Consider the following 23980-nt stretch of genomic DNA (forward strand, 5'->3'; position numbering starts at 1 on the left):
CTGACATAGTGCCGACATCCCACCCGCAGAGTGAGCCGCGATCCTGAAGGAGCTGGGCACATGGGGAAGAGGAAGACGCTCGCCGGAGCGTTGCTGGCCACCGCGATCATGACCGTCACCGGATGCAGCGGGGCAGGCGCGCCCTCGGGCGAGGCCGCGTCGGCGCCCGCCGATCCCGCCGAGATCTCGGGCGACATCAAGGTCCTCACGCACCGCACCGACCTGGTGCAGGACGGCACGATGGCCAAGTACGCCGCGGAGTTCAACAAGACCTACCCGAAGGTCAAGGTGAAGTTCGAGGCCCTCACCGACTACGAGGGCGAGGTCAAGATCCGTATGAACACCGCGGACTACGGCGACGTCCTCATGATCCCGGGGGCCGTGGCCAAGAACGACTACCCGAAGTTCTTCGCGCCCCTCGGCAGCACCGCCGAGCTGAGCGGAAAGTACCGGTTCAGCGACAAGACGGACGTCGGCGGCAAGGTCTACGGCATCGCCCAGTTCGGCACCGCCAACGGCTTCGTCTACAACAAGGCCGTCTGGAAGCGGGCCGGCGTCACCGACTGGCCGGCCACGCCCGCGGAGTTCCTCTCCGGCCTGCGGGCCATCGAGGCGAAGACGGACGCGGTGCCGTACTACACCAACTTCAAGGACGGCTGGCCGCTGACCGCCTGGAGCAACAACATCGGCTCGGTCACCTGCGACCCCGGCGCCAACGACAAGCTCGCCGGGGCCGTCTCTCCCTGGAAGGCGGGCAGCGAGCTCAACGTCATCGACACCCTGCTGCACGACATCGTCGCGGACGGCCTTTCCGAGAAGGACCCCAATACCACCAACTGGGAAGCCTCCAAGGGCATGATCGCCAAGGGCGAGATCGCCACCATGCAGCTCGGCTCCTGGGCCATCACCCAGATGCGGGCCGCCGCCGAGAAGGCGGGCACCGACCCCGACGACATCGGGTTCATGCCCTTCCCCGTCCAGAAGGGCGGCAAGTTCTGCGCCACGCTCGTCTCCGACTACCAGCAGGCGGTCAACGCCCACTCCGACCACAAGGCCGCCGCCCGCGCCTGGATCGACTGGTTCACCCAGGAGTCCGGCTACTCGGAGAGGGAGGGCGCCGTTCCCGCGGTCAAGTCCGCGCCCATGCCCGACACCCTCAAGGACTTTGTTGACAACGATGTCACCTTGGTGGAGCGGTCCGAGGCCAAGACAGGCGAGGTCAACGCGATCGACAACGTGGCGGAGATCGGGCTCGCCAAGCCGGACTACCGGCAGCAGCTGGTGGATCTCGCCCGGGGCGCGCTCAAGGGAGACCTGAAGGAGTTCTTCGCCGACCTGGACAAGCGGTGGAACGAGGCGGCCCGCGCCGCCGGGTCCTGATCGTCGGCTGGCCGTCGATGACGCGGGACGGCTGCTCGGGGTGTGTGAGGTCGAGTGCCGTCGGTCTGATCGGTCCGGTCGGTCCGGTCGGTCCGGTCGGTCCGGTCGGCTGCGTCGGGTGGTGGTGTCGAGGGGACGGCCGTTTCCCGGCGGTGGGTCCGAGGGGGTGCAGGTTGTGGGGGCGGCCGTTTCCCGGCGGGGAGTCCAAGGGGGCGCAGGTGGCCGGGGGCAGCGGTTCCCCGTGGGAATCCGGGCGGGTCTGGCCTTTGGGGCTGGCCGCCCCTGGCGGCCCTGAGCCGGCGCGGGGTCGGAGCCTTGCCGCTTCGGGCGACGGGCCTGGCTCGGCGGTTCGCGGCATCGAGCCCGGCTCGCCTTTGGGGGCGGGACGCGGCCGAAGGCACGGGGTCGCTGGCCGGTCAGCCGGCGGGCCTGGTCCGGTGGTCAGCCGGCGGGCCTGGTCCGGTCAGCCGGCGGGCCTGGCCCGGTCGGCCGGCGGGCCCCGTCCAGGTCAGTTGTCGGGCGGATCTCCGGCGACTGGGACCCGGGGCCGCTCGGGGACCCGAGCCTGGCCCGGCTTCGGCGGCTGGACCCGGTCGACGCGCCGGCAGGAGCTCGGTTTCCTCACGGAGCAGGGCACCAGGTGCTCTTCCCCGGCCGACGCCGACTCGGGAGCCGGCCGAGGTCCGGGCCCCTGTCGACGCGTGGCAGGTCGGCCCTCGGCGACCGAGTCGGCCGAGAGCCTGGGCCGGACCCCGCTCACCAATCACGGCAGGTCTCCCACAACCGAGTCAGCCAAAGCCCAGCAGCCGGCCCTGGGCCCCCGCCAATCCGCCTCCGGACAGGACGGACAGGACGGACAGCCGAAACCACCCTCGCCGGACTCCCGAGAACTCGCCCGCCCCGACCACCCACCCGACCCCGGCTCCCCTCCCCCGCAGGCTCCAGATGCTCGACCGCCCGCGGTGGGTCGTGAGCCGGCCGGCATCCGGGAGTCCGGCCCCGCCCGGTCTCGCCCGCCTCCCGGCAGGGGCCCGCTTCCTACTGCTTCCCGTACGTCGCCACGCGGCGTGGACGAAAGGCCTGATCATGACCGAGACGACCGACGCGGTGGGTGCCCGGCCGCCGCGCACCGGCGTGCCACCGAGCAAGAGGGCGCACCGGGCGGCCTCGCCCGGTGGGCGGCGTCGCAGGGGCGGCGGGATGCTGCGGCGGCTGACGCCGTGGCTGTTCCTCGCCGTGCCGCTGGCTCTGCTGATCACGTTCACCTATGTCCCGGTGGGGAACATGATCTACTTCAGCTTCACCGACTGGGACGGTGTCAGCCCCGACCGCAACTTCACGGGGATCGACAACTACCGGCAGATCTTCACCCGCCCCGAGTTGTTCCGGGTGTTCTTCGTCAGCGGCTACTACCTGGCCGCGTCGGTCGTGCAGATCGTCGTCGCCCTCTACTTCGCGACGGTGCTCAGCTTCGACCTGCGCTTCCGGAACTTCTTCAAGGGGATCCTGTTCTTCCCCTATCTGATCAACGGCGTGGCGATCGGTTTCGTCTTCCTCTACTTCTTCCAGGACGGCGGCACCCTTGACTCGGTGCTGTCCTGGTTCGGCGGTGAGCCCGACCACGCCTGGCTGGGCGACCCGACGTCGGCGAACACCTCGCTGGCGGGGGTGTCCGTATGGCGCTTCACCGGGCTGAACTTCGTGCTGTTCCTCGGGGCGATCCAGTCGATCCCGGGTGAGCTGTACGAGGCGGCGGAGCTGGACGGCGCCTCGCGGTGGCAGCAGTTCCGGCATCTCATCGCGCCCAGCATCCGGCCGGTGCTGAGCCTGAGCGTCATCCTGGCGGTCTCGGGGTCACTGGCCGTCTTCGAGATCCCGTACATCATGACGTCGGGCGCGACGGGGACGTCGACGTTCGTCATCCAGACGGTGAAGCTCGCCTTCCAGTTCAACAAGACCGGCCTCGCCTCCGCCGCGGCCGTCGTCCTGCTGCTGATCATCCTGCTGATCACCTGGATCCAGCGGCGCCTCGTGCCCGACGAGAGGGTGGACCTCGTATGACCCTGTCCCTGCCCGCCCAGCGCCGCCGTATCGGTCCGGCCCTGGTGTATCTGTCCCTGGTGGCCGCCTCGCTGGTCGTGCTGATCCCGCTCGTCGTCGTCTTCCTGACCTCGCTGAAGACGTCGTCCGAGGTCGACGACGGAGGCGCGCTGTCGCTGCCGCACGACTGGCTGAACCTCGACAACTACGTCACGGCGTTCACCGACGGCGACATGCTCGCCGCGCTCGGGAACACCGCGTTCATCCTGCTGTTCTCGATCACCGGCACGGTCCTCATCGGCTCGATGACGGCGTACGCGATCGACCGGTTCGCCTTCCGTGCCAAGAAGCCGGTCATGGCGCTGTTCCTGATCGCCACGCTGGTGCCGGGTGTCACCACGCAGGTCGCGACCTTCCAGGTGGTCAACAGCTTCGGCCTGTTCAACACCCTGTGGGCGCCGATCCTGCTCTACATGGGCACCGACATCGTGTCGATCTACATCTTCCTGCAGTTCATCCGGGGCATCCCGGTCTCCCTGGACGAGGCGGCCCGGCTCGACGGCGCCAACTCGCTGACCATCTACTGGAAGATCATCCTGCCGCTGCTGAAGCCGGCGATCGCCACCGTGGTCATCATCAAGGGCATCACCGTCTACAACGACTTCTACATCCCCTTCCTCTACATGCCCTCCGAGGACCTCGGCACCATCTCCACCGCCCTGTTCCGCTTCAAGGGCCCCTTCGGTGCGCACTGGGAGAACATCTCCGCGGGCACGATCCTGGTGATCGTGCCGACGCTGGTCGTCTTCCTCTTCCTGCAGCGCTACATCTACAGCGGGTTCACGCAGGGAGCGACGAAGTGACGTGCCCGGGCCGGCCGGGCCACTCCTCGGCCGGCCCGGGGCTGGGGGTCAACTCACCGTGCAGGCGCTGCCGTCGAGACTGAACGCCGTCGGGGCGGTGTTGGTGGTGCCCTTGGCGGCGATGAAGCCGAGGGTCACCGAGCCGCCGGCGGCGATCGTGGAGGTGTAGGAGGCGGGGGTGACGGTCACCGAGCCGCCCGCGGTCTGGGCCGGGGTGCCTCCCCACATGTTGCTGATCGTCTGGCCGTCGGCGAACGAGAAGCCGAGCCGCCAGCCGCTGAGGGCTGCCGAGCCGGTGTTGCGGATGACGATCTCGCCCTGGAACCCGCCGGGCCACTCCCCCGCGACCCGGTAGCCGACCGCGCAGGAACCGGCGGGGGTGCTGCCGGTGGTGACGTTCACCGTGCCCGAGCGCGTCGAGCGGTTGCCTGCCGCGTCCTTGGCGTAGACGGCGAAGGAGTACGCCGTGTTCGCGGTGAGGCCGGTGACGGTGGCCGAGGTGGTGGTGGAGGAGGCGGCCGCGGTCTCGGTGCCGGACGCCACGCGGACGACGTCGTAGCCGGTCACGCCGACGTTGTCGGTGGCGGCGGGCCAGGTCAGGGTGACCGAAGTGGCGGTGACGGCGGGGGCCGTCGGGGTGCCGGGGGCGGTCGGCGCCTGGGTGTCGGCGGGGCCTTGGCCGCCGAAGACGGTGGCCTCCTCGGAGGTCTGGGCGATGCCGTTGGCGCCGTTGAAGATGCGCTGCCCCCAGGAGCTGAGCCGGGCCGGGTCGAAGTCGGTCGCGAGGTCGAGGATGGGGTCGGTGTTGCCGCTCCAGGACCAGGCCAGGTAGCCGAGGTCGAGCCGCTCCGCCTCGGCCATCATCGTGTTCTCGTCCGGGTCGCCCCACTGGTCGGCCGGACCGCCGAACTCGCCGATGACGAGCGGGATTTCCGCCGTGACGAAGGCGTTGAGATAGTCGGTGATCTCCTGCGCGGTGTCGAACACGCTGTACATGTGGATGGAGAAGATCAGGTTGCCGGTGGGGTCGGCGTCGTACACCGTGCGGGCGTTGGCGCGCATGACGCCCTGCCAGTCCTGGCCCCAGTTGGGGGCGTCGACCATGATGGTGTGCTCGAACCCGGCGGCGCGCAGCTTCTTCACCGCCGCGACGGTGGGGTCGGTCCAGCCGGCCGGATTCGTGTTGCCCCAGGGCTCGTTGCCGATGTTGATGACGACGTAGTCCTCCTGGCCGGCGAGGACGTCCTTCAGGCTGATCCAGTAGTCGGCCGCGTGGTCGAGCGTGCCCGCGGCGGCGTCCTCGCCGTAGCCGGTGGTGTCGTGCACCTCCAGCACGCAGATCAGGCGGTTGGCCTTGCAGCGGTCGATCACCGCGGCCACGTCCGCCGCGCTGTTGCGGGTCCAGCGGTGGCCGTCGGAGAGGACCACGCGCACGGTGTTGGCGCCCAGCGCCTTCACGTCGGCCCAGGACTGGGTCTCGCCCGTGTACCAGGTGTGGGCGTGGTTGACGCCGCGCATGACGAAGTCGTTGCCGTTGCCCTCGACGAGGCGGCCGTTGCTGATGTGGAGGCCGGTGGCCTGGGTGCCGGGCGGCTCCGCCGCGGTCTGCGCGGCAGCGGGGGTGAGCGCTGCGGCGACGGCCAGCCCGAGGAGGGCGGCCAGCACCGTCAGCAGACCGGTGAGGGTGCGGGTCGTGCTTCTCGTTGGTCTCACTGCGACTCCAGAAAGCGGTTGCCGATGGGAGTGGGGATGCCCACGGTGGGCCTGTGGGAGCGCTCCCATGAACCCATTGATGCCAAGGACACGTCAAGATGCGTGCGTGAGGTAGGTTCGCGGCGGTGTGCCGTTTGCCTACACCCTTTAGGCAGAAGCAGAATCCCCTCAGGGCGGCACGGACGACCGGCCGAGCACGGACAACCGGTCGGCCGACGGGCGACCGGTCAGGCACGGACGACCGGCGGCGCGGCCGACGGGCGACCGGTCGAGCACGGACAACCGGTCGGGCACGGACGACCGGCGGCGCGGCCGACGGGCGACCGGTCGGGCACGGGCGAGCGGGCAGGCACGGACGACCGGCGGCGCGGCCGACGGGCGACCGGTCGGGCACGGGCGAGCGGGCAGCATAGGACGACCGGAGCAACCAGGACGACCGGAGCGACCAGGACGACCTGGAAACACAGACGACCTGCAAACACAGAGGAGGCCGATGGCACGCGCAGGACTCACCGCCGAGCGTCTGACCCGGGCCGGGGCCGAACTGGCCGACGAGGTCGGTTTCGAGCAGGTCACCGTGTCCGCGGTCGCCCGGCACTTCGATGTGAAGGTCGCGAGCCTGTACTCGCACGTCAAGAGCTCGCACGACCTCAAGACGCGGATCGCCCTGCTCGCCCTGGAGGAACTCGCCGACCGGGCCACCGAGGCCCTCGCCGGGCGGTCGGGCAAGGACGCCCTGCGCGCCCTCGCCGACGTGTACCGCGACTACGCCCGCGAGCACCCAGGCCGTTACGCCGCCGCCCAGCTCCGGCTGGACCCGGAGACCGCCGCCGCGAGCGCCGGGGTACGACACGCCCGGATGACCCGCGCCCTCCTGCGCGGCTACGACCTGGCCGAGCCCGACCAGACCCACGCCGTCCGGCTGCTGGGCAGTGTCTTCCACGGCTATGTCAGCCTGGAACTCGGCGGCGGGTTCAGCCACAGCGCCCCGGACACCGAGGAGACGTGGTCCCGCATCCTGGACGCGCTGGACGCGCTGCTGCGCAACTGGCCGCAGGAGACGGACATCTGACGGGGCTCAACCACCCGTGAACGCCCCCCGGATGAAGTGGCACGCAACCGAGGTGTCCGTGGCCGCGAGAGCGCAGCTCGTCGGGGTGAGCCGCCGGTTCCCGGAGGTGCGAGCTGTTCTCCAGCGCGGGGAACCTCCCCGTCTCCAGGCCCCTGACCACCTCTCTCACCCTCGCCCCGCACCTCCGGCGCGCGCCCGGACACCAGCCGCGCCGAGGACCGGCAGGGACCAGCGCCTCTGCCTCAGGCCGCCTGCACCGGGAACAGCAGGCAGCTGCTGGTGGCGTGGGCGAGCAGGCGGTCCTTCTCGTCCAGGAGGGTGGCCTCGGCGAGGGCGGTCTGGCGGCTGCTGTTGACGACCTTGCCGATGGCGCGGACCGGGCCGGTGTCGACCGTCATGCGGCGCAGGAACTTCACGTTCAGGTCGAGCGAGGTGTACCCCACGCCGGCGGGCAGCACGGACTGCACGGCGCAGCCCGCCGCGGAGTCGAGGAGGGTGGCGTAGACGCCGCCGTGGACGCTGCCGATGGGGTTGTAGTGCTCCTCGCCCGGTATCAGGGAGAAAACCGCGCGGCCGTGTTCGACCTCGTCGAGGGTGAAGCCGAGCGTGGCCGCGATCGGCGGGGTGGGCAGCCGGCCCGCCACCATGGCGCGGAGCAGGTCCAGGCCGGTGTCGTGGCCGACCGCCGCGGCCGTGATGCCCGGGTCCTGCCACTCGTACGTCCGCGTCCGTCCCATGGTGCGCTGCCCCCTCTCCGGCTGACTTCGTCGATCGAAGCTAGCTGCGTGTCCAGCTGGCTGTCAATGAGGAAGTCAGGGCCTACGATGGCCGGCATGGAGTGGCTTGAGACGAGCACGGAGAACTGTCCCGTCCAGCGCACGCTCGACGTCGTGGGCGAGAAGTGGACGCTGCAGATCCTGCGCGACGCGGCCAACGGGGTACGCCGGTTCGAGGACTTCCGGCGTCATATGGGCCTGTCGGAGGCGGTCCTGAGCGACCGGCTCCGCAAGCTCACGGCTGCCGGCATCCTCACCACGGTCCCCTACCGGGAGCCCGGCAGCCGCGCCCGTAACGAGTACCGCCTCACCCGCAAGGGCTGGGACCTGTGGCCCGTACTCATGGCCCTCGGCCAGTGGGGCGAGACGTACGCCGGCGAGCCCGAGGGGCCGGTGCTGGACATACGCCACTCGGACTGCGGTGCGCCGGTCCGCGTGGTGGTGGAGTGCTGCGAGGAGCACACGGCGCTGACGCCGAGGGACGTCGTCGCCCGGCCGGGCCCCGGCGCACGGCGGCTGGGATGAGCGGCCGGGGCGGTCCGAGCCCCGGCCGGCTCGGTCAGCCCCTCGGGAAGAAGACGTCGCCGGCCGCGTCGACGAAGGGCGTGGTCATCTCGGCGAACCGCGCCGCGTCCTGGGCGAAGGGTGTCAGCGGGTCCAGGGTGCCCGACTGGCCGCGCGGGGCGGACGGGGCCTGCGGGGCAGGCCGCGGGCGCGGGTCCCGGGTGTCGGCCAGGGCGGAGGAACCGCCCTGGACGGCCAGCACGACGGTGAGCAGGACGACGGCGCGTCGGCAGGTTCGCATTCGCATGCCCCCTCAACGACGCGGCCGGCAGCGGGTCACCGCTCCACCGGAAGCGTGATCCAAGGGTGGACCGTGCGGCGTCAAGCCGACGGCGCCCGAAGGTGACGTCCCGGCTCCGCCCCTCCACCAGCTCCAGCAGGGGCTCCGACCCATTCCTTCACCGCCGCGGCGGCGTCCCCGCGCGGAACGTCGCACACCACCTTCACGGCCGCCACAGAGGGGTCTGACGACGCCCCGCGAGCCCGCGGCCGGGCAGGGCGGCCCGGGCTCGTCCGCGCCCTCGCGGGTGACCGTCTTACGCCCACCGGACGCGCCCGGTGCCGCCGCCGCGCGGGCCGGTCGAAGGTGGGGGAGTGGATTTCCAGGAGATCGCCGAGGAGCTGTACGCGCTGCGGCCCGCGGAGTTCGTCGCGGCGCGGGACGCCCGCGCGGCCGAGGCCCGCAAGGCGAAGGACGCGGCCGCGGCGAAGCGGATCGCGGGGCTGCGGCGGCCCACCGTGGCGGCCTGGGCCTCCAACCTGTTCGTACGGCGCCGCCCCGAGGACGCCGAGCGGCTGCGTGCGCTGGGCGAGACCCTCCGTGAGGCGCACCGCACCCTCGACGCGGCCACCCTGCGGCAGGCCGCCGCCGAGCAGCACCGGGTGATCGCCGCCCTGACCCGGGAGACGGCGGAGCTGGCCCGCGACGCCGGGCATCCCCTCACCGAGAGCGCCCGGCGCGAGGTGGAGCAGATCTTCCACGCCGTCCTCGCCGACCCGGACACCGCCGGGCTGTGGGCGACCGGCACCCTCGCGACGGCCCCCGAGGCGGTCGTCGGCTTCGGCGCAGTCGCACCGGAGGCGGTGGCCGCGGCGAAGAAGCGGGGCGGTACGGACGAGCGGGCCGGGGCCGAGCGGCGGGGCAGCGGGAAGAAGCGTGCCGGAGCGGTGGGGCCGAGCGCGGCCGAGGAGCCCGGCGGGGGCGGGAAGCCCGCCCCGACGGCCAAGGCCGAAGCCCCCTCGGCCCGTGCCGCGAAGCAGGACGCCGAGCGTCGGCGGCGTCTGGCGCAGGCCCGTGCCGCCGGGAAGGAGACCGCCGCCGAGGCCCGTCGGCTGCAGGGCGAGCGCGAGGCCGCCGAGGAGGAGCGGCAGGCGGCGCTGGACCGTGTCACCGAGGCCGACGAACGGATCGCCCGGCTGGAGGAGGAACTGCGCGAGGCCCGCCAGGCACGGCGAGAGGCCCGCGCCGCGGCCGACGAGGCCGACACGGCGGTCAAGGAGGCCGCCCGGGCCGCCCAGCAGGCCCACCACGCGGCCGAACGCGCCGCACGCGGACTGGCCCGTCTCACCGAGGACGGCTGAGCCGTCCTGCCTGCCGGTGGCCGGATGTGCGGCGCCGGCAGTGCCCTGTGGGAGCCGGGGCCGTGGAGCTGGTGCACGACTTCACGCTGCCGCACGACGACGTCATCGACGGGAACGCGCTGTGCCGGGCGGCTGCGTCCTGAGCCGGCCGCGGGGATACGCGCCGCAGATGCCGGGCGTGCTGGAGCGCCTGTCGGCGGGCACCGTGTGCTACGGCCTGTACGCCAGTCCCAAGAGCGGCGACCAGGGCTCGATCACCCGGGACGGTGTGGGAGAGCGGTGGGACCTGCACCCGGGCGGTGCGCCGGGTCCGGGCGACTCGTCCGAGGAGGCGCTGGCGGCCTTTCTGTAGCGGCACCACCCGGTGGCCCACGCCTGCGCCTGGGCGGGGCTGCGTCCGGCCGACGCCCGCGCCGTCACGGGTCCGCCCGACGTGTGGGCCGAGCTGCCGCGCCGGGGTTACTGGAAGGGCCGGGCCCACGGGGGGACTGAGGCGTGGACGCGCGGTGTCCCCGCCCGTCGCGCAGGACGTGCGGGGACACCGAGGTCACGTGGGGGCCGGGCCGGTCAGACCTGGGCGGCCGGGAAGGTGGGGTACTCCACGCCCGAGACGTGCTGGACGACGCGGACGACCTGGCAGGAGTAGCCGAACTCGTTGTCGTACCACAGGTAGAGGATGGCGTTGTCGCCGTCGACCTTGGTGGCGCCGGCGTCGACGATCGACGCGTGACGGGAGCCCACGAAGTCCATGGAGACGGCGTCGGGGGCGGTGGTGAAGTCGATCTGGCGCTTCAGCGGGGAGTGCAGCGAGACGTCGCGCAGGTGGTCGAGGACCTCCTCGCGGGTGGTCTCGCGGCCCAGGCGCAGGCTCAGGATGGCGATCGAGACGTCCGGGACGGGGACGCGGATCGAGCTGCCGGTGATCGGGGCCTTGAGGTCCGGCAGCGCCTTGGCGACGGCCGAGGCGGCACCGGTCTCGGTGATCACCATGTTGAGCGGCGCGCTGCGGCCGCGGCGGTCGGCCTTGTGGTAGTTGTCCAGCAGGTTCTGGTCGTTGGTGAACGAGTGGACGGTCTCCACGTGGCCGCGCAGCACGCCGTACTCGTCGTCCATGGCCTTCAGCGGCGGGACGATCGCGTTGGTGGTGCAGGAGGCGCAGGACAGGATCCGCTCGTCCGGCTTGATGGTGTCGTGGTTGACGCCGTGGACGATGTTCGGGACGTCGCCCTTGCCCGGGGCGGTCAGGACGACCTTGTCGATACCGGGGCGCAGGTGCTGGGAGAGGCCCTCGCGGTCGCGCCACTTGCCGGTGTTGTCGATGAGGATGGCGTCCTTGATGCCGTACGCCGTGTAGTCGACCTCGCTCGGGCTGTTCGCGTAGATGACCCGGATCGCGTTGCCGTTGGCGAAGATCGTGCTGGACTCCTCGTCCACCGTGATCGTGCCCTGGAACTGGCCGTGGATGGAGTCGCGGCGCAGCAGCGAGGCGCGCTTGACGAGGTCCTGGCTGCCGCCGCCGCGCACCACGATCGCGCGCAGCCGCAGGCCGTTGCCGGAGCCCGCCTTCTCGATCAGCAGACGGGCGACGAGGCGGCCGATGCGGCCGAAGCCGTACAGCACGACGTCGCGGCCCTCGCCGCGCTCGACCTTGTTGGCGCCCGTGGCACCCGCGACGGCCTCGGCGGTGAACTCGGCGATCGACAGGCCGCGGTCGTCCTCCTTGTAGGTCGCGGCGAGCATGCCGATGTCGATCTGGGAGGGGCCGAGGTCCAGGGTGGTCAGGGCCTGGAGGAAGGGCATCGTCTCGGTGACCGAGAGTTCCTCGCCGGCGATCTGGCGGGCGAACCGGTGGGTCTTGAGGATGCTGACCACCGACTTGTTCACCAAGGAGCGGCTGTGCAGCAGGACGGTCACGTCCCGCTCACGGTGCAGCTTCCCGATGATCGGGATCATCGACTCCGCGATCTCCTCGCGGTTCTTCCAGTTGGTGAACGAGTCGTCGTTGACAGTCACAGTCTTCACTTTCGAGCTAGACGGCGCTCATATGCTAACCCGACTTGTTTCCGCCCCTTGAGGGGGTCGCCCGCCCGCCCGGATCGCCCCGGTCCGTCCGACCGGTTGCGTGCGGAGGACCCCCGCGGGTGTCATGAGACATGGGCGCAGAAACGGTCTCGCTGTTTCTCTGCGGAGACGTGATGCTCGGCCGGGGCGTGGACCAGATCCTGCCGCATCGGCTGGATCCGGCCATCCCCGAGCAGTACGTCCGCGACGCCCGCGACTACGTGGCCCTGGCCGAGGCGGCGCACGGTGCGGTGCCCCGGGGCGGCGGGTTCGGCTACCCGTGGGGGGAGGCGCTCGCGCTGCTGGACGCGGCGGCCCCGCACGCGCGGATCGTCAATCTGGAGACGGCCGTGACCGAGCACGACCGGTTCGCCCCCGGCAAGGCCGTGCACTACCGGATGCACCCGGCCAACGTGCCGGCCCTCGCCGTCGCCCGGCCCGATGTGTGCGTGCTGGCCAACAACCACGTCCTCGACTACGGCAGGCAGGGGCTGGCCGACACGCTGGACGCGCTCGCCGGTGCGGGGCTGCCGGCCGTGGGCGCGGGCGGAGACCTGCGGGAGGCGGGCGCGCCGGTGGTCCTCAGGCCCCGCCCCGGTGTGCGGCTGTCCGTGTTCGGGCTCGCCACCACCTCCAGCGGGGTGCCCCGCGACTGGGCCGCGACCGCCCGGCGCAGCGGGGTGCACCTGGCCGGCGACATGTCCGTGCCCCGGCTGCTCGCGGCCGTCGAGGACCGCAAGCGGGCCGGGGACCTCGTCGTGGTGTCGGTGCACATGGGCTCCAACTGGGGCTACCCGCCGTCCCGTTCGGACCGCGAGCTGGCCCATGCGCTGGTCGACGCCGGAGCCGACCTCGTCCACGGGCACTCCTCGCACCATCCACGCCCCCTGGAGGTGCATGGCGGCCGGCTGATCCTCCACGGCTGCGGCGACCTCGTCTCCGACTACGAGGGCATCGGCGGCCAGGAGCACTACCGCGACGACCTCCGCCTGCTGTACTTCGCCGAACTCGATCCGCGGGACGGCCGCTTCAGGCAGCTCCGCATGATCCCGCTGCGCAGCCGACGGCTGCGTCTGGAGCGGGCCCCGGAGTTCGACGTGCTGTGGCTGCACGGCGTCCTGGACCGGATCAGCAGGCCCTACGGCATCCGGGTCGACCACACGGACGACCCCGCGCCCCTGCTCGCGCGGCCGGCCCCCTGACTCAGGCCGGCACCGCCCCCACCAGGCCCCCGTCCACGACGAGGTCCTGGCCGTTGACGTACGAGGCGTCCGGGGAGGCGAGGAACGCCACGGCCGCCGCGACCTCCTCCGGGCGGCCGAAGCGGCCCGCGGCGACCTGGCCGGTCAGCGCCTTCGCCTCCGCCGGGCTCAGTGCGTCGTACGGGTACATCGGGGTGTCGATGTAGCCGGGGCTGACGGAGTTGACCCGGATTCCGCGCGGGGCCAGGGCCGCTGCGAGGGTGCGGGCCAGGTTGTGCGCGGCTGCCTTGGTCGCCGAGTACAGGGTGAGCACGCTGTTGCCCCGGTGGAGGGTCCAGGACGCGTTGATGACGATCGAGCCGCCGTCGGCGAGGAGGGGCAGGGCCTTCTGCACGGTGAAGAAGACGCCCTTGAAGTTGACGTCGACGCCGTGGTCGAAGTCCCGTTCCGTGATGGTCTCGAACGGCAGGAACGTGCCGGTGCCCGCGTTCGCGAAGAGGCTGTCCAGCCGTCCGTGCCGGGCGCGGACCGTCGCCGTCAGCGCGTCCAGGGCCTCCGGGTCGGCGGCGTCCGCGACGACGCCCGAGGCCCGGTCGCCGAGCAGGCGGACGGCGGCGTCGACCCGCTCACGGGTACGGCCGGTGATCACCACGTGGGCGCCCTCGGCGAGAAGCCGGTGCGCGGTCGCGAGGCCCATGCCGCTGGTGCCACCGGTGATCAGGACGCGCTTGCCGGTGAAGCGGTTCATGCGTGCGCCTCCTTCAGGGCGTGTGCGAGGTGGTCCGCGAGCTGGGGCAGCCAGTCGGGCCGGGCGTTGCCGAGCAGGTGGTCGCCGTGCGGGACCGGCAGATAGGTGCCCTGGGGCGCCAGGCGGGCCAGGGCCTGGCCGTCGGAGACGCCGGGGATGACGTCCCTGCCGCCGTCCACGACCAGCAGTGGGGCGGCGATCCGGGGAGCCAGCCCGGTGAGGTCCACCTGGCGGGCGAACTCCCGGGCGCTGTCGGCCCCTCCGGTGCGCCGGGCCATGATGTCCCGCACCGGCGGCGGCAGTCGCTCCCAGTCCAGGCGGAAGGGGCCGCTGACGGTCGCGACGGCAGCCACGCGCGGCTCCAGCGCCGCGGTGCGGGCCGCGAAGTAGCCGCCGAGGCTGAGTCCGACGAGTCCGACGAGTCCGACGCGGGCGGCGCCGAGCGTGTCCACGACCCGGCCCACGACCTGCTCGTACGCCGGGGTGAGCACCGACGTGGCGGCGCGGACGCCCTGTCCGGGGCCGTCCAGGACGCACACCGCGAGGCCCCTGGCCAGCAGCGCGGCGGCCAGGTCGAGGAACTCCTCCTTGGCGGAGTCCAGCCCGGGGACGACGACCACGACCGGGGCGTCCGCGGGTCCGCGGAGCCAGCCGGTGAACCCCTCGCCGGTCAGGCGTCGCGCGCCGGGCTCCAGCAGCATGAGCGCGCGGGTCAGCGCGGCGTCCGCCTCGGCCGCGGCACGCGGGGCTGCCTCGTCGTGGGCGAGGGTGGCGAGGTGGAACCAGCGGGCCGCCGTCAGCAGGTGCTCCCCCGCGGAGACGGCCGAGCCCGCCTGCTGCGCGCGCTCCAGGTGGGCGTGCCCGGTGCGCAGCAGGGACGGGCCCCAGTCGGCGACGGAGGCGAGGCCGTCGGTGACGCGCCGGTACTCGTGCGGGTCGACACCCGCGCCGGTGGCCCTGCTCCACTGGGCGGCGGCGAAGTCGGCGGCTTTCACCTGGCTCCTCCCGTCGTCGTCGGTACCGCGTTCACCCGAGTCCTCCCGTCGTCAGTACGGCCTTGCCGCGGATCCGGCGTTCGCGCAGGTCGACCAGTGTGCGTGCGGTGTCGGCCCAGTCGGAGACCCGGCCGATCTCCGGGTGCAGCCGCTTCTGCTCCACGAGGCGTACCAGGGTGGCGAGTTCGGGTCCGTAGGGCGCGCCGGCGTAGTGGAAGTGCCGGATCGTCGCGCGTTCGGGCCCGCTCAGGACGTCGAAGAAGTCCAGTGTCACCGGGGTGCGGCTCGCCTGGCCGAACCAGAGGAGCAGGCCGCCGGGGCGCAGCTTCGACAGGGCCGTGGGCAGGGCCGGCCCGCCGGTGGACTCCAGGACGACGTCGAACGGCCCTTCGGCCGCGGCGACTTCGTGGATCACCTGGGCGCCGAGCTCGGCGAGCCGGCCGCCGCGCGCGGGATTCGCCGTCACCGCGGTCACCTCGGCGCCGGACCCGACGGCCAGCTCGGTGACGTAGTGGCCGACTCCGCCGGAGGCGCCGGTCAGCAACATCCGCCGGCCGGCCGGGCTGCCCGCGGCGCGCAGCAGGCGCAGGGCGGTGATGCCGGCCAGCGGCAGGGCCGCCGCGCGGACGCTGTCGACGCCGTCCGGGAGCACGGCGAGGGAGTGCGTGGGCACGGTCGTGTACTCGGCCCAGCCGCGCTGCGGCGGATGCCCGACCACGCGGGTGCCGACGGCGGGGCCCGAGCCGTCGGCGGCGGCCTGGACGACGAGGCCGGCGATGTCCTTGCCGGGCAGCAGTCCCGGCCGCGGCTGTTCGAGGAGGAACGTCTCGCCCCGGTTGGGCGCGAACGCCTCGACCTTGACCAGAGCCTCATCGGGCTCCGGGACGGGCTGGGGGACCTCGGCGAAGGCGACCGGACGCGCCGCGTCCCCCGTGGGAATCAGTCTTCGCATGCCCCGTATGCAACTCCCGGGCACCCGCGGTGATCCAACAACGGCCGGGCGCGGTCGACAACCGACGGTTGTCGCCTATGGTGAGGGCCATGGATCTGGACGTGGCGCAGGTGCGTGCCTTCGTACGGGTCGCCGAGGAGCTGCACTTCGGGCGGGCGGCCGGGACGCTCGGCATCTCCCAGCAGGCGCTGTCCAAGCGGATCGCGCGGCTGGAGTCCCTGCTGGGCGTCGGGTTGCTGCGGCGCGGCGGCGGGGTGTCGCTCACGGAGGCCGGGCGGAGGTTTCTCGCGCCGGCCAGGCGGACCGTGGCCGCCGCCGACTCCGCGGTCGCGGCGGTGACCGGGACGGACCGTCCGCTGCGGGTGGACGTCTGGGGGCATCTGTACGCGCCACTGCGGACGCTGGCCCGAGTAGCCGGTGAGGCCGGTGAGTTGGCGCTGGGACACGGCCGGGACCTGCCGTCCGTGGCGGCGGCGCTGCTGCGGGGCGACATCGACGGCGCCTTCGGCCGCGTCCACCCTCCACTGCCGGCCGGGCTCGCCCACCGCCTCGTACGCCTGGAACCCGTGGACGCCGTCCTGAGCGTGGACCATCCCCTCGCGGCGGAACCGGTGCTCAGCCCGGACCGGTTGCGCGGCAGTGTGCTGTGGGCGCCGGGTCCGCTGGACGGTCTGGACTTCCTGCACCGGTTCGCCGAGCGGTTCGGCATCCGCGACACGGACGCCGGAGTCAACCTCGGTCTCGCCCACCATCTGCGGGAAGTGGCCGCGGACCCGCGCCGGTTCGCGCTGCTGCCCGCCGACGTGCTCCTGCCCGACGTGCCCGGGCTGCGCTCCGTACCGCTCGTCGAGCCGACACCGCTGTACGCCTGGTCGCTGCTGTGGCGCGGCGAGGGCGGGCACCCGAACCTCGACGCGCTCCTCGACGCCTGCGCCGCGCAGGCGGGGCGCGGCCGGTGGCTGGAGTACGACCCGGCGCGCGACTGGCTGCCCGAACCGGCCGCCGCCGAGATCACGCCCGCTCTTGTCGCCACCGGTCCCAGGCGCTTCAATGCGACTCACCTCCCACAGGAGAACGCCCGTCCCACCACCGTCAGAAGGGGTTCTTCTTGACCGCCCTCCGCGCCACCGCCGTCACCGCAGCGGCCTGCGCCACCGTGATCGCCACGGCGATGAACTCGTCCGCGATCAACTCGTACAACGCCACTCCCGCCCCCGAACGCACCGAGGTCGGCGCGCTCGTCGCCACCTGGGACCACGACGCCGATCCGACGACCCCGGACCGGGCCGACTGGGTGTGCTCCGGCACGATGGTCGACGCCGACACCTTCCTCACCGCGGCGCACTGCACCACCGACTGGCCGGACGGCGTCCGGTTCTACGTGTCGCTGGACCAGGACGTGCAGGCGGGCCTGGACGCCGCCGCGAAGGCTCACCCCGGCGACCCGGCCGCGCAGGCGGACGCCGTCGCCGTCGAGGGCACCGCCCACAGCCACCCCGCCTACCCGGGGCCCGCCGCGGACACCCACGACATCTCGGTGATCGAACTGCCCGCCGCCGAGCTGAGGTCACGCTGGTCCTTCACCCCGGCGACGCTGCCCACCGCCGACCAGCTCGGCGCGCTCGGCCCGCGCCGGCTGGACGCCACCGACTGGCTCGTCGCCGGATACGGCACCCAGGAGGCCGCCCGCGGCCCCGGCGGCCAGACCCACCCCGGCGGCGGCGTCCGCATGAAGGCGCCCGTGTCCTTCGACGCCCTCAACGACGCGTGGGTGCGGCTCGCCATGACCGCCCCGCAGGGCAACGGCGGCGCCTGCTACGGCGACTCCGGCGGCCCCAACTTCGCCACCCTCGGCGGCAAGCGGGTGCTCGCGGCCACCACCATCACCGGTGACGGCCCCTGTTACGCCACCAACGTCGTGTACCGCCTGGACACCCCGGGGGCGCGCGCGTTCCTGTCGCCGTACGTGAAGCTGCCGTAGCGCACGTGCGCGCGGACGCGGCGGGGTCCGTACCAAGGCCCGACGCGTCCGCGTGTCAGCGTGCTCTGCGCGCCGCCACGCCGAGGACCACGGCGGCCGCGCCGGTGCCGAGGAGCGCGCCGGCGATCACGTCCCCGGGGTAGTGGACGCCGGTGTGCACGCGCGAGTAGCCCACCGCGGCCGCCAGCATGCCGAGCGGCACGGTCGCGACCGGCAGCACGGGCCCGACCGCGGCGGCGAAGGCGACGGCGGACGCGGTGTGCCCGGAGGGGAAGGACGCCGACTCCGGCATGGGTACGTGCCGCTCGGGGAACGGCGAGTCCTCGGCCCGGTGCGGCCGGTGCCTGCGCACCAGCTTCTTGCCGAGCAGGTTGGCGCTCGCCGAGGCGACCCCGACCGCGGCTACGCCGAGCAGCGCGGCCCGGCGCGGCCGTCCGGGCACCAGGGCGAGCAGCGCGGCGGCCGTGAAGGACAGCTTGGAGTGGTCGGCGGCCGCGGACAGCCGTCGCAGCGCCTCGTCCAGCGCCGGTGTCTCGGTGACGGTCACCGCCTCGTACAGGGCCTGGTCGAGGGCGCCGAGGTCACGCGCCAGGCGGCGGTAGGGCAGGCGGTCGTAGGGCGGACGGTCGTAGGGCGGACGGTCGGACATCAATCGGCTCCTGGAGCTGTGGTTCGCGGGGTCAGGGCGAGTCGCAGGATGCGCCGCCAGTCGACCGGCGGCGTCACATAGCTGGCGCCCGGCCGGTGCAGCGGCACCCGCACCCGGAGTACCCGGGGCCGTACGACGCACACGACGGGGACGGGCAGGGTGAGCGCCTCGCCGTCCACCGCGACCGGGATGTGCCCGGTGTCGGCGTGCACGGTCACCCGGGACGCGGTCAGCGTGGTGATGCTGCCGGCCCGTTCGCCGCGCAGCACCAGCTCGGCGGCCTGGGCCGCGCTCTCCACCCGTACGGCGATCACGCCGAGCACGCCGAGGTCCAGCCGGGTCCTGCGGCCGCCGCCCAGCGGATCGGCGCGTGCGTAGGGGTTGTTGCTGACCAGCAGGGCCTGCGGGTCGTCGAGGCGGGTGCCGCCCGCGTACGCGTGCAGCCGGGGGCCCTCCTCGCCCTGGAGCAGGTCCGGCAGGTGTTCGAGGGCGGTGGCGGTCTTGGCGTCGCGGTACTCGGGGTTCTGCACGATGTGGGCGTACGCCCCGAAGGACACGGTGTTGACGAAGGGCCGCCCGTCGACGTCGCCGAGGTCGACGCGCAGTTCGACACCGTCGGTGAGGGCGTCGAGGCAGGTGGAGGGGTCGGCGCGGTCCAGGCCGAGGTCCATGGCGAAGTGGTTGCGGGTGCCGGCGGACACCACGAGGAACGGCAGGCCGTGCTCGGCGGCGACGGCCGCGACGATCGCGAGGGTGCCGTCCCCGCCGGCCGCGCCGAGCAGGTCTGCGCCCTCGGCGACCGCCTGCCGGGCCAGGGTCTCGGTGTCGGGCCCGGCCTCGGGGTCGAGCAGCAGCACACGGGCACCGCGGGCCTCGGCGCGTTCGACGAGGTTGAAGCGCTCGACCTTCCCGCCGCCCGAGCGCGGGTTCATGATCAGCACGGGGCGGCGGGCCCGGGTGACGCGGTGGGCGTGCATGCCGTACGGCTGCCGCAGCCGGCGCAGACAGGCGCGGGCGGAGGCCAGCGCGGCCGCCCACAGGCTGATCACCCCTACGGCCACGACCCAGAGGCCGGTCATGGCGAACAGGGCCAGTACGCCGAGGGGTGTGGCGAGCGCCAGCAGGGCGCCGGCCAGGCGTGCCGGGCCGCGGTGGGCGAGGGCCCACCACACGCCGACGCCGGTGAGCGCGAGTCCGGCGAGCCCGGCGACGAGGATGAGCCAGCCGCCGGAGCCGTACGCCGAGACGAGCACGGCGAGTGCGCCGGCCGCGCAGGCGACCGCGAACCGTGCCCAGGTGCGGGCGCGGCCGTCGGCCCCGCCGGTGCCGCCCCGGCCGGTCCCGGTCCCCGCAGCCGTCGCCATGCCACTCCCTGCCCTCGTGTCACGGACCTGAGGCCCGTCGCCGATCGTCGCCGTTCGCCGTCGTTCGTCGTTCGTCGTTCGTCGTTCGTCCGGCGACGATCTCATGATGGCGCGTCGGCGGCCACGGTGACACGGGAGGCCGTCCCCGGTCGCGGGGACGGCCTGCGGTCGTGCGGCGGAGCCGGCGGGGTCAGGCGAACCGCTGGCGGGCCGAGCCGTCGCAGGGCTGCAGCCGCAGCGGGTCCTTCGCCGCGCCCAGGGTCAGGCACAGGCCGGTCGCGGCGGCCGGGCGGAGGGTCCCGGACTGGCGGACGAACTGCTGGTTGGTGCCGCCGTGGCAGTTCCACAGGACGAGGGCGCGGCCGGCGGTGTAGCCGTCGGGCACGTCGAGGCAGCGGTCGTGCGTGGACTCGATGTGCAGGGAGCGGCGCCCGCTGTCGTACCACCAGCCCTGGTTGCGGCCGCCGTGGCAGTCCCAGCCGATGACGGCGGTGCCGTCGGCGCTGCTGCCGCCGCTCGCGTCGAGACAGGTGCCGGTGGCCTCGTTCTTCAGCGGCTTGAAGGCGTCGTCCCAGGCGAACGGGTGGAGCCGGGCGGTGCCGGTGCTCGCCGGGTCGGCGCAACTGCCCTCGGCGGCGGTCGAGTTGTAGAGCTGGGTGAGGCAGCTCGCGAAGGCCGCGTGGCCGCGGGCGTTGGGGTGGAAGGACTGCCGGGCGGTGTTGTCGTCCCAGGGGAAGTGGTCGCCGAGGTCGAGGTAGAGGCCGCGGGCCCAGGGGTCCTCCATACAGACCTCGTGGCCGTGGAAGAGCCGGGAGTTGTCCAGGTAGACCGCGCCTGCGCTGCGGGCGGCCTGCCGGATGCCGCGTTCGAACGCGGGCACCGCCTGGTCGCGGCCCCACTTGGCGTCCGAGTCGTAGCCCGCGCAGCCGCCGGGGAGCTTCCCGGGGAAGTCGGGGTTGTCGCGGAAGTCGGGGCCGATGGGGCTCGGGTAGCCCATGACGACGAGTTTGTAGTCACCGTCGGCGTACCCGGCGTCGCGCATCACGGTGCGCAGGTCACGGATCGTCTGCTCGACCTTGGGGCGCAGCCCGTCGACCCGGGCCTGCCAGCCGGGGGCGTACGTGGGTTCGCAGGCGCCCTGGCCGAGCACCCAGCGGGTCACGCAGTCGGTCATGACCGGCCCGAACTGGAGGTCGTCGTTGGCGCCCGCGACCAGCAGGACCATCTTGATCCGGGTGTTGCGGGCCTTGACGGCGAGGTTGTCGCTCTGGACGAGTTCGTCGGCGTACTGCTTGGCGCCGCCGATGCGGATGTTGCCGGTGTAGGCGCCCGAGCAGGAGACGTTGTAGGTGAGGTCGGCCGGGATGCCGGTGCGGTGGATCGCCGCGTCGGGCGAGCGGTGGCACCAGTTGTCGGGGCCGTTGGTGCCGGGTTCGTAGGTGCCGACGCCCTCGCCGGAGATCTCGCTGTCGCCGAGCGAGATCAGCGACGACTTGCGCTCGGCGAGGGGGCGTTCGGCGGCGTCGCCGTACAGGGCGGTGGCCTCCGCGGCGCGGACGCGCTCCAGTTCGGCCGGGAGCGGCGTCGAGGCGGCCGCCGCCTCGACGGGGGCGGCGCCGGCTGTGGGGGCGGCCAGCCCCGCCAGCGCGGCCGCGGCCGCCGCGAGGAACACGGCGGCCGTACATCCGGTCCTGGGTCTCGTGCGCTTCATCACGCCTCCCCCATGCAGGTGTCACCCAAGGTCGTACCGGCGGGTAGCTGCATTGGGAAGACATTGAACGTGAGAAATGTTCACCTTTTACGATCGTGTGGTCCGGCACAACACCCGCCCGGGGCCTCCGGATCGGGGGCCGTGGTGTCGAGCCGGCAGAAGCAGGACGCCTCGACGGGTACGTCCGCCAGGGCGGTGGCGAGCTTCAGCTGCTGGGCGACGACGGCCGCCTCGCCGCGCTTGCCGAGGCGGACCAGGCACTCGTGGAAGCCGTGCAAGGCCCAGACGTTGCCCGGGTGTTGGCAGGCGCGCGGCAGGCTGTCGTCCAGGCCGAGGTCGGCCCGGTAGACGGCCTCGGCCTCCGCCACCCGGCCCTGCTCCAGCAGCAGCGCGCCGAGGGCGTGCCGGGTGGGCTGCATCCAGCCCCAGGGCTCGTCGTAGGGCAGGCTGTCGTCGAGGTCGACCGAGCGCTCGAGGGCCGCGAAGGCGGTGTCGAAGTCGGCCTTGCGGTAGGCGAGTTCGCCGTCGAGCATCGCGGCGGCGACGGCGAGGACGTCGGCGCAGGTGTTGTTGAACAGGGTGCGCGACTCCGGGACCCGGGCGACCGCGGCGCGGAACCGCTCGCGCTCGGCCTCGGCCTCGGGGACGCGGCCGGTGGCCGACAGGGCGACCCCGCGGGCGTAGTGGAGCATCGCGGTGGTCACGCAGTACAGCACCGGGTCGGCGGGGAAGGGCAGATCGAGGATCTCCTGCCAGCGGCCGAACCGGATCAGCACATGGACCCGCATGGCGAGGAAGCCCTCCAGCCAGTCGGCCATGGGCGGGCTCTCCACCCGCAGCAGGGCCTCAGGGATCGCGGCCTCCAGCTGCGCGGCCGCCTCCAGGGCGACGCGGGACCGGCCGAGGAACATGGCGCCGTAGATCCTGAAGTGGTGGTTGTGCGCCCGGTAGAGGGTGTAGAAGTTCATCGCGCCGGAGCGGGCGAGACACTTCTCGTCGGCGGCGATCGCGGCGGTGTTGTCCGCGACCACGCGCCGGTAGTCGCCGCACAGCACCTCCAGGTGCGAGGGCATGTGCTGGAGGTGCCCGGCGTCCGGCACCAGGCCGCGCAGCCGGTCGGCGACCGGCAGGGCCGTCTCGGGTGTCGGGGACATCTCCATCAGATGGATGTACAGGTGCAGCAGGCCCGGGTGGGCCGCGCCCGCGTCGCCGGCGAGCGCGTGCTCCAGCACCGCCCTGGCCTCCGAGGTCCGCGCGCCCTCGGCGGGTTCGCCGGTGCGCAGGTCCCACAGCTGCCAGGGCGTGAGGTTCATCAGCGCGTCGGCGTACAGGGCGGCGACGTCCAGGTCGTCGGGCGCGAGCTCGTGGACCGCGCGCATCCGGTCGGCGTACGGCGCGTTCCACACCGAGCAGTCCTCGGCGGGGCGGTCCTGCGGATAGCGGGCCCGCAGGGCCTCGATCAGGGCGCGCTCGACGGGGGTCGCGCCGGACGCCAGCTGGTGGGCGCGCTCGACGGCCGCGTGGGTGCGTTCGACGGTCCGCGCGAGCTCCTGGTCGTCGAAGAACTCCCAGGGTTTGTTGTAGTTGGGCCCGAGCGCGTACGCGATGCCCCAGTGGGCCATGGCGCAGCCGGGATCGGCCGCCGCGGCGGCCTCGAAGCAGGAGACGGCCTCCTCGTGGTGGAAGCCGTACGTCCACACCAGCCCGCGGTCGAACCAGGTCTGGGCAGTGGGAGAGGAGGTCGTGACGGGGCGGGTGTGGGTGCCGAGGTCGTAGTAATCCATGCGTGTCCCCTGGCTGTTCGGCCGCCCGGCCGGGGCGGACCGTGGTCGTGCGGCGCAGCCTAGCGGCGGCCGCCGGGGCTGGTCCGCGTCGATGTAACCGCTTATAGTGGTTACATCGGTCTACGGGAGGGACACGCCATGCCCACAGGACTCACCCAGGACGCCGGCTGGGAGATCGGTGTCTCGCGGACCCTGCCACATCCGCCCTCGGTGGTGTGGGAGGCCGTCAGCGGACCGGACGGGCTCGCCCGCTGGCTCGGCCCGGGCGCGGCGCCGGCACCCGAGCGGGGTGCCCGCTACCGGACGGCCGACGGCGTCGAGGGCGAGGTGCGCGGCTACCGCGCCGGGGAGCGCGTCCGTGTCACCCGCGGTTCCACGACGGTACAGGTCACCGTCTCCCCCGCGGCGGGCGGCACGAAGGCGGTGCTGCGCTTCCACGAGGAGCATCTGAGCAGTGCCGACGAGCGGGAGTCGCGGCGCGCCCACTGGCGGGGCGTGATCGACGGCATCGCCCGCGATCTCGGCTGAGCCCGACCCGGCCGGG

Annotated in this window: 22 protein-coding genes; 11 read left to right on the forward strand and 11 right to left on the reverse strand. The window is 73.1% G+C overall.

Features of this window, described 5'->3' with window-relative positions; all coding sequences use genetic code 11:
• Positions 1 to 60: 60 nt before the first annotated feature.
• The 3 genes from ACIGXJ_RS33485 to ACIGXJ_RS33495 all read left to right on the forward strand — a co-directional run bounded on the left by ACIGXJ_RS33485 (position 61) and on the right by ACIGXJ_RS33495 (position 4283).
• Positions 61 to 1380, forward strand: coding sequence for an ABC transporter substrate-binding protein (locus tag ACIGXJ_RS33485; RefSeq protein WP_399653547.1), 1320 nt, complete (start codon positions 61 to 63; stop codon positions 1378 to 1380).
• Between the two features lie 1086 nt (positions 1381 to 2466).
• Entirely contained in the window at positions 2467 to 3441 is a 975-nt protein-coding gene (locus ACIGXJ_RS33490; protein WP_399653549.1) for a carbohydrate ABC transporter permease, read from the forward strand.
• Positions 3438 to 4283: a carbohydrate ABC transporter permease gene (locus tag ACIGXJ_RS33495; RefSeq protein ID WP_399653551.1), complete on the forward strand. Its 846-nt coding sequence runs from the start codon at positions 3438 to 3440 to the stop codon at positions 4281 to 4283. Before ACIGXJ_RS33490 ends, ACIGXJ_RS33495 begins: the two co-directional genes overlap by 4 nt.
• A 48-nt stretch (positions 4284 to 4331) precedes the next feature.
• Here ACIGXJ_RS33495 and ACIGXJ_RS33500 read toward each other — a convergent pair whose 3' ends face one another.
• Positions 4332 to 5996 (reverse strand): cellulase family glycosylhydrolase, encoded by a 1665-nt coding sequence (locus ACIGXJ_RS33500; protein ID WP_399653554.1) that lies wholly within the window; start codon positions 5994 to 5996, stop codon positions 4332 to 4334.
• Between the two features lie 493 nt (positions 5997 to 6489).
• Here ACIGXJ_RS33500 and ACIGXJ_RS33505 point away from each other — a divergent pair, with 493 nt between their 5' ends.
• On the forward strand, positions 6490 to 7068 hold the full coding sequence (locus tag ACIGXJ_RS33505; protein ID WP_399653556.1) for a TetR/AcrR family transcriptional regulator: 579 nt from the start codon (positions 6490 to 6492) through the stop codon (positions 7066 to 7068).
• A 242-nt stretch (positions 7069 to 7310) separates the two neighbouring features.
• Here the strand turns inward: ACIGXJ_RS33505 and ACIGXJ_RS33510 are convergent, their stop codons facing one another.
• Entirely contained in the window at positions 7311 to 7805 is a 495-nt protein-coding gene (locus ACIGXJ_RS33510) for a PaaI family thioesterase (RefSeq protein ID WP_399653559.1), read from the reverse strand.
• 96 nt (positions 7806 to 7901) lie between these two features.
• Here ACIGXJ_RS33510 and ACIGXJ_RS33515 point away from each other — a divergent pair, with 96 nt between their 5' ends.
• A complete protein-coding gene (locus ACIGXJ_RS33515; RefSeq protein ID WP_399653562.1) occupies positions 7902 to 8369 on the forward strand; it encodes a winged helix-turn-helix transcriptional regulator in 468 nt (155 codons plus the stop codon).
• A 34-nt stretch (positions 8370 to 8403) separates the two neighbouring features.
• Here the strand turns inward: ACIGXJ_RS33515 and ACIGXJ_RS33520 are convergent, their stop codons facing one another.
• Positions 8404 to 8649 carry a hypothetical protein gene (locus ACIGXJ_RS33520; RefSeq protein WP_399653565.1) on the reverse strand — a complete coding sequence of 82 codons (246 nt, stop codon included), beginning with the start codon at positions 8647 to 8649 and terminating at the stop codon, positions 8404 to 8406.
• 353 nt (positions 8650 to 9002) lie between these two features.
• Here ACIGXJ_RS33520 and ACIGXJ_RS33525 point away from each other — a divergent pair, with 353 nt between their 5' ends.
• Both ACIGXJ_RS33525 and ACIGXJ_RS33530 read left to right on the forward strand, forming a co-directional pair.
• Positions 9003 to 9989, forward strand: coding sequence for a hypothetical protein (locus tag ACIGXJ_RS33525; RefSeq protein ID WP_399653567.1), 987 nt, complete (start codon positions 9003 to 9005; stop codon positions 9987 to 9989).
• A 169-nt stretch (positions 9990 to 10158) separates the two neighbouring features.
• The gene (locus ACIGXJ_RS33530) at positions 10159 to 10341 is read left to right on the forward strand and encodes a hypothetical protein (RefSeq protein WP_399653570.1); all 183 of its coding nucleotides are present in this window, start codon (positions 10159 to 10161) and stop codon (positions 10339 to 10341) included.
• Positions 10342 to 10556: 215 nt separating this feature from the next.
• Here the strand turns inward: ACIGXJ_RS33530 and ACIGXJ_RS33535 are convergent, their stop codons facing one another.
• The gene (locus ACIGXJ_RS33535) at positions 10557 to 12002 is read right to left on the reverse strand and encodes a glyceraldehyde-3-phosphate dehydrogenase (protein WP_399653573.1); all 1446 of its coding nucleotides are present in this window, start codon (positions 12000 to 12002) and stop codon (positions 10557 to 10559) included.
• Between the two features lie 140 nt (positions 12003 to 12142).
• Here ACIGXJ_RS33535 and ACIGXJ_RS33540 point away from each other — a divergent pair, with 140 nt between their 5' ends.
• Positions 12143 to 13252 carry a CapA family protein gene (locus tag ACIGXJ_RS33540; RefSeq protein ID WP_399653575.1) on the forward strand — a complete coding sequence of 370 codons (1110 nt, stop codon included), beginning with the start codon at positions 12143 to 12145 and terminating at the stop codon, positions 13250 to 13252.
• 1 nt (position 13253) lies between these two features.
• On the opposite strand, the gene ACIGXJ_RS33545 is transcribed toward ACIGXJ_RS33540, so the two are convergent.
• Genes ACIGXJ_RS33545 through ACIGXJ_RS33555 form a run of 3 tightly spaced genes read right to left on the reverse strand, consistent with a single transcriptional unit; the run spans position 13254 to position 15947 of the window.
• Positions 13254 to 14000, reverse strand: a complete 747-nt coding sequence (locus ACIGXJ_RS33545; RefSeq protein WP_399653578.1) for an SDR family NAD(P)-dependent oxidoreductase — start codon at positions 13998 to 14000, stop codon at positions 13254 to 13256.
• Entirely contained in the window at positions 13997 to 14995 is a 999-nt protein-coding gene (locus tag ACIGXJ_RS33550) for an alpha/beta hydrolase family protein (RefSeq protein ID WP_399653581.1), read from the reverse strand. The genes ACIGXJ_RS33545 and ACIGXJ_RS33550 overlap by 4 nt, the downstream gene beginning before the upstream one ends.
• Positions 14996 to 15026: 31 nt before the next feature.
• Positions 15027 to 15947: a zinc-binding dehydrogenase gene (locus tag ACIGXJ_RS33555; RefSeq protein WP_399653584.1), complete on the reverse strand. Its 921-nt coding sequence runs from the start codon at positions 15945 to 15947 to the stop codon at positions 15027 to 15029.
• 89 nt (positions 15948 to 16036) lie between these two features.
• On the opposite strand from ACIGXJ_RS33555, the gene ACIGXJ_RS33560 reads away from it, so the two are divergent.
• Both ACIGXJ_RS33560 and ACIGXJ_RS33565 read left to right on the forward strand, forming a co-directional pair.
• Positions 16037 to 17059 (forward strand): LysR family transcriptional regulator, encoded by a 1023-nt coding sequence (locus ACIGXJ_RS33560; RefSeq protein WP_399653587.1) that lies wholly within the window; start codon positions 16037 to 16039, stop codon positions 17057 to 17059.
• Positions 17056 to 17928 carry a trypsin-like serine protease gene (locus tag ACIGXJ_RS33565; protein WP_399653589.1) on the forward strand — a complete coding sequence of 291 codons (873 nt, stop codon included), beginning with the start codon at positions 17056 to 17058 and terminating at the stop codon, positions 17926 to 17928. The genes ACIGXJ_RS33560 and ACIGXJ_RS33565 overlap by 4 nt, the downstream gene beginning before the upstream one ends.
• A gap of 55 nt (positions 17929 to 17983) precedes the next feature.
• Here ACIGXJ_RS33565 and ACIGXJ_RS33570 read toward each other — a convergent pair whose 3' ends face one another.
• The 4 genes from ACIGXJ_RS33570 to ACIGXJ_RS33585 form a co-directional block, all read right to left on the reverse strand.
• A complete protein-coding gene (locus tag ACIGXJ_RS33570; protein ID WP_399653592.1) occupies positions 17984 to 18577 on the reverse strand; it encodes a phosphatase PAP2 family protein in 594 nt (197 codons plus the stop codon).
• Complete coding sequence (locus tag ACIGXJ_RS33575) at positions 18577 to 19941, reverse strand: diacylglycerol/lipid kinase family protein (RefSeq protein WP_399653595.1); 1365 nt, start codon at positions 19939 to 19941, stop codon at positions 18577 to 18579. Before ACIGXJ_RS33575 ends, ACIGXJ_RS33570 begins: the two co-directional genes overlap by 1 nt.
• A gap of 190 nt (positions 19942 to 20131) precedes the next feature.
• Positions 20132 to 21652, reverse strand: coding sequence for a ricin-type beta-trefoil lectin domain protein (locus tag ACIGXJ_RS33580; protein ID WP_399653597.1), 1521 nt, complete (start codon positions 21650 to 21652; stop codon positions 20132 to 20134).
• An 80-nt stretch (positions 21653 to 21732) separates the two neighbouring features.
• Entirely contained in the window at positions 21733 to 23436 is a 1704-nt protein-coding gene (locus ACIGXJ_RS33585) for a tetratricopeptide repeat protein (protein ID WP_399653600.1), read from the reverse strand.
• Positions 23437 to 23574: 138 nt separating this feature from the next.
• On the opposite strand from ACIGXJ_RS33585, the gene ACIGXJ_RS33590 reads away from it, so the two are divergent.
• Positions 23575 to 23964, forward strand: a complete 390-nt coding sequence (locus tag ACIGXJ_RS33590) for an SRPBCC domain-containing protein (protein WP_399653602.1) — start codon at positions 23575 to 23577, stop codon at positions 23962 to 23964.
• Positions 23965 to 23980: the final 16 nt, after the last annotated feature.

The organism is Streptomyces sp. NPDC053367 (assembly GCF_044545925.1).
Classification (GTDB): Bacteria; Actinomycetota; Actinomycetes; order Streptomycetales; family Streptomycetaceae; genus Streptomyces.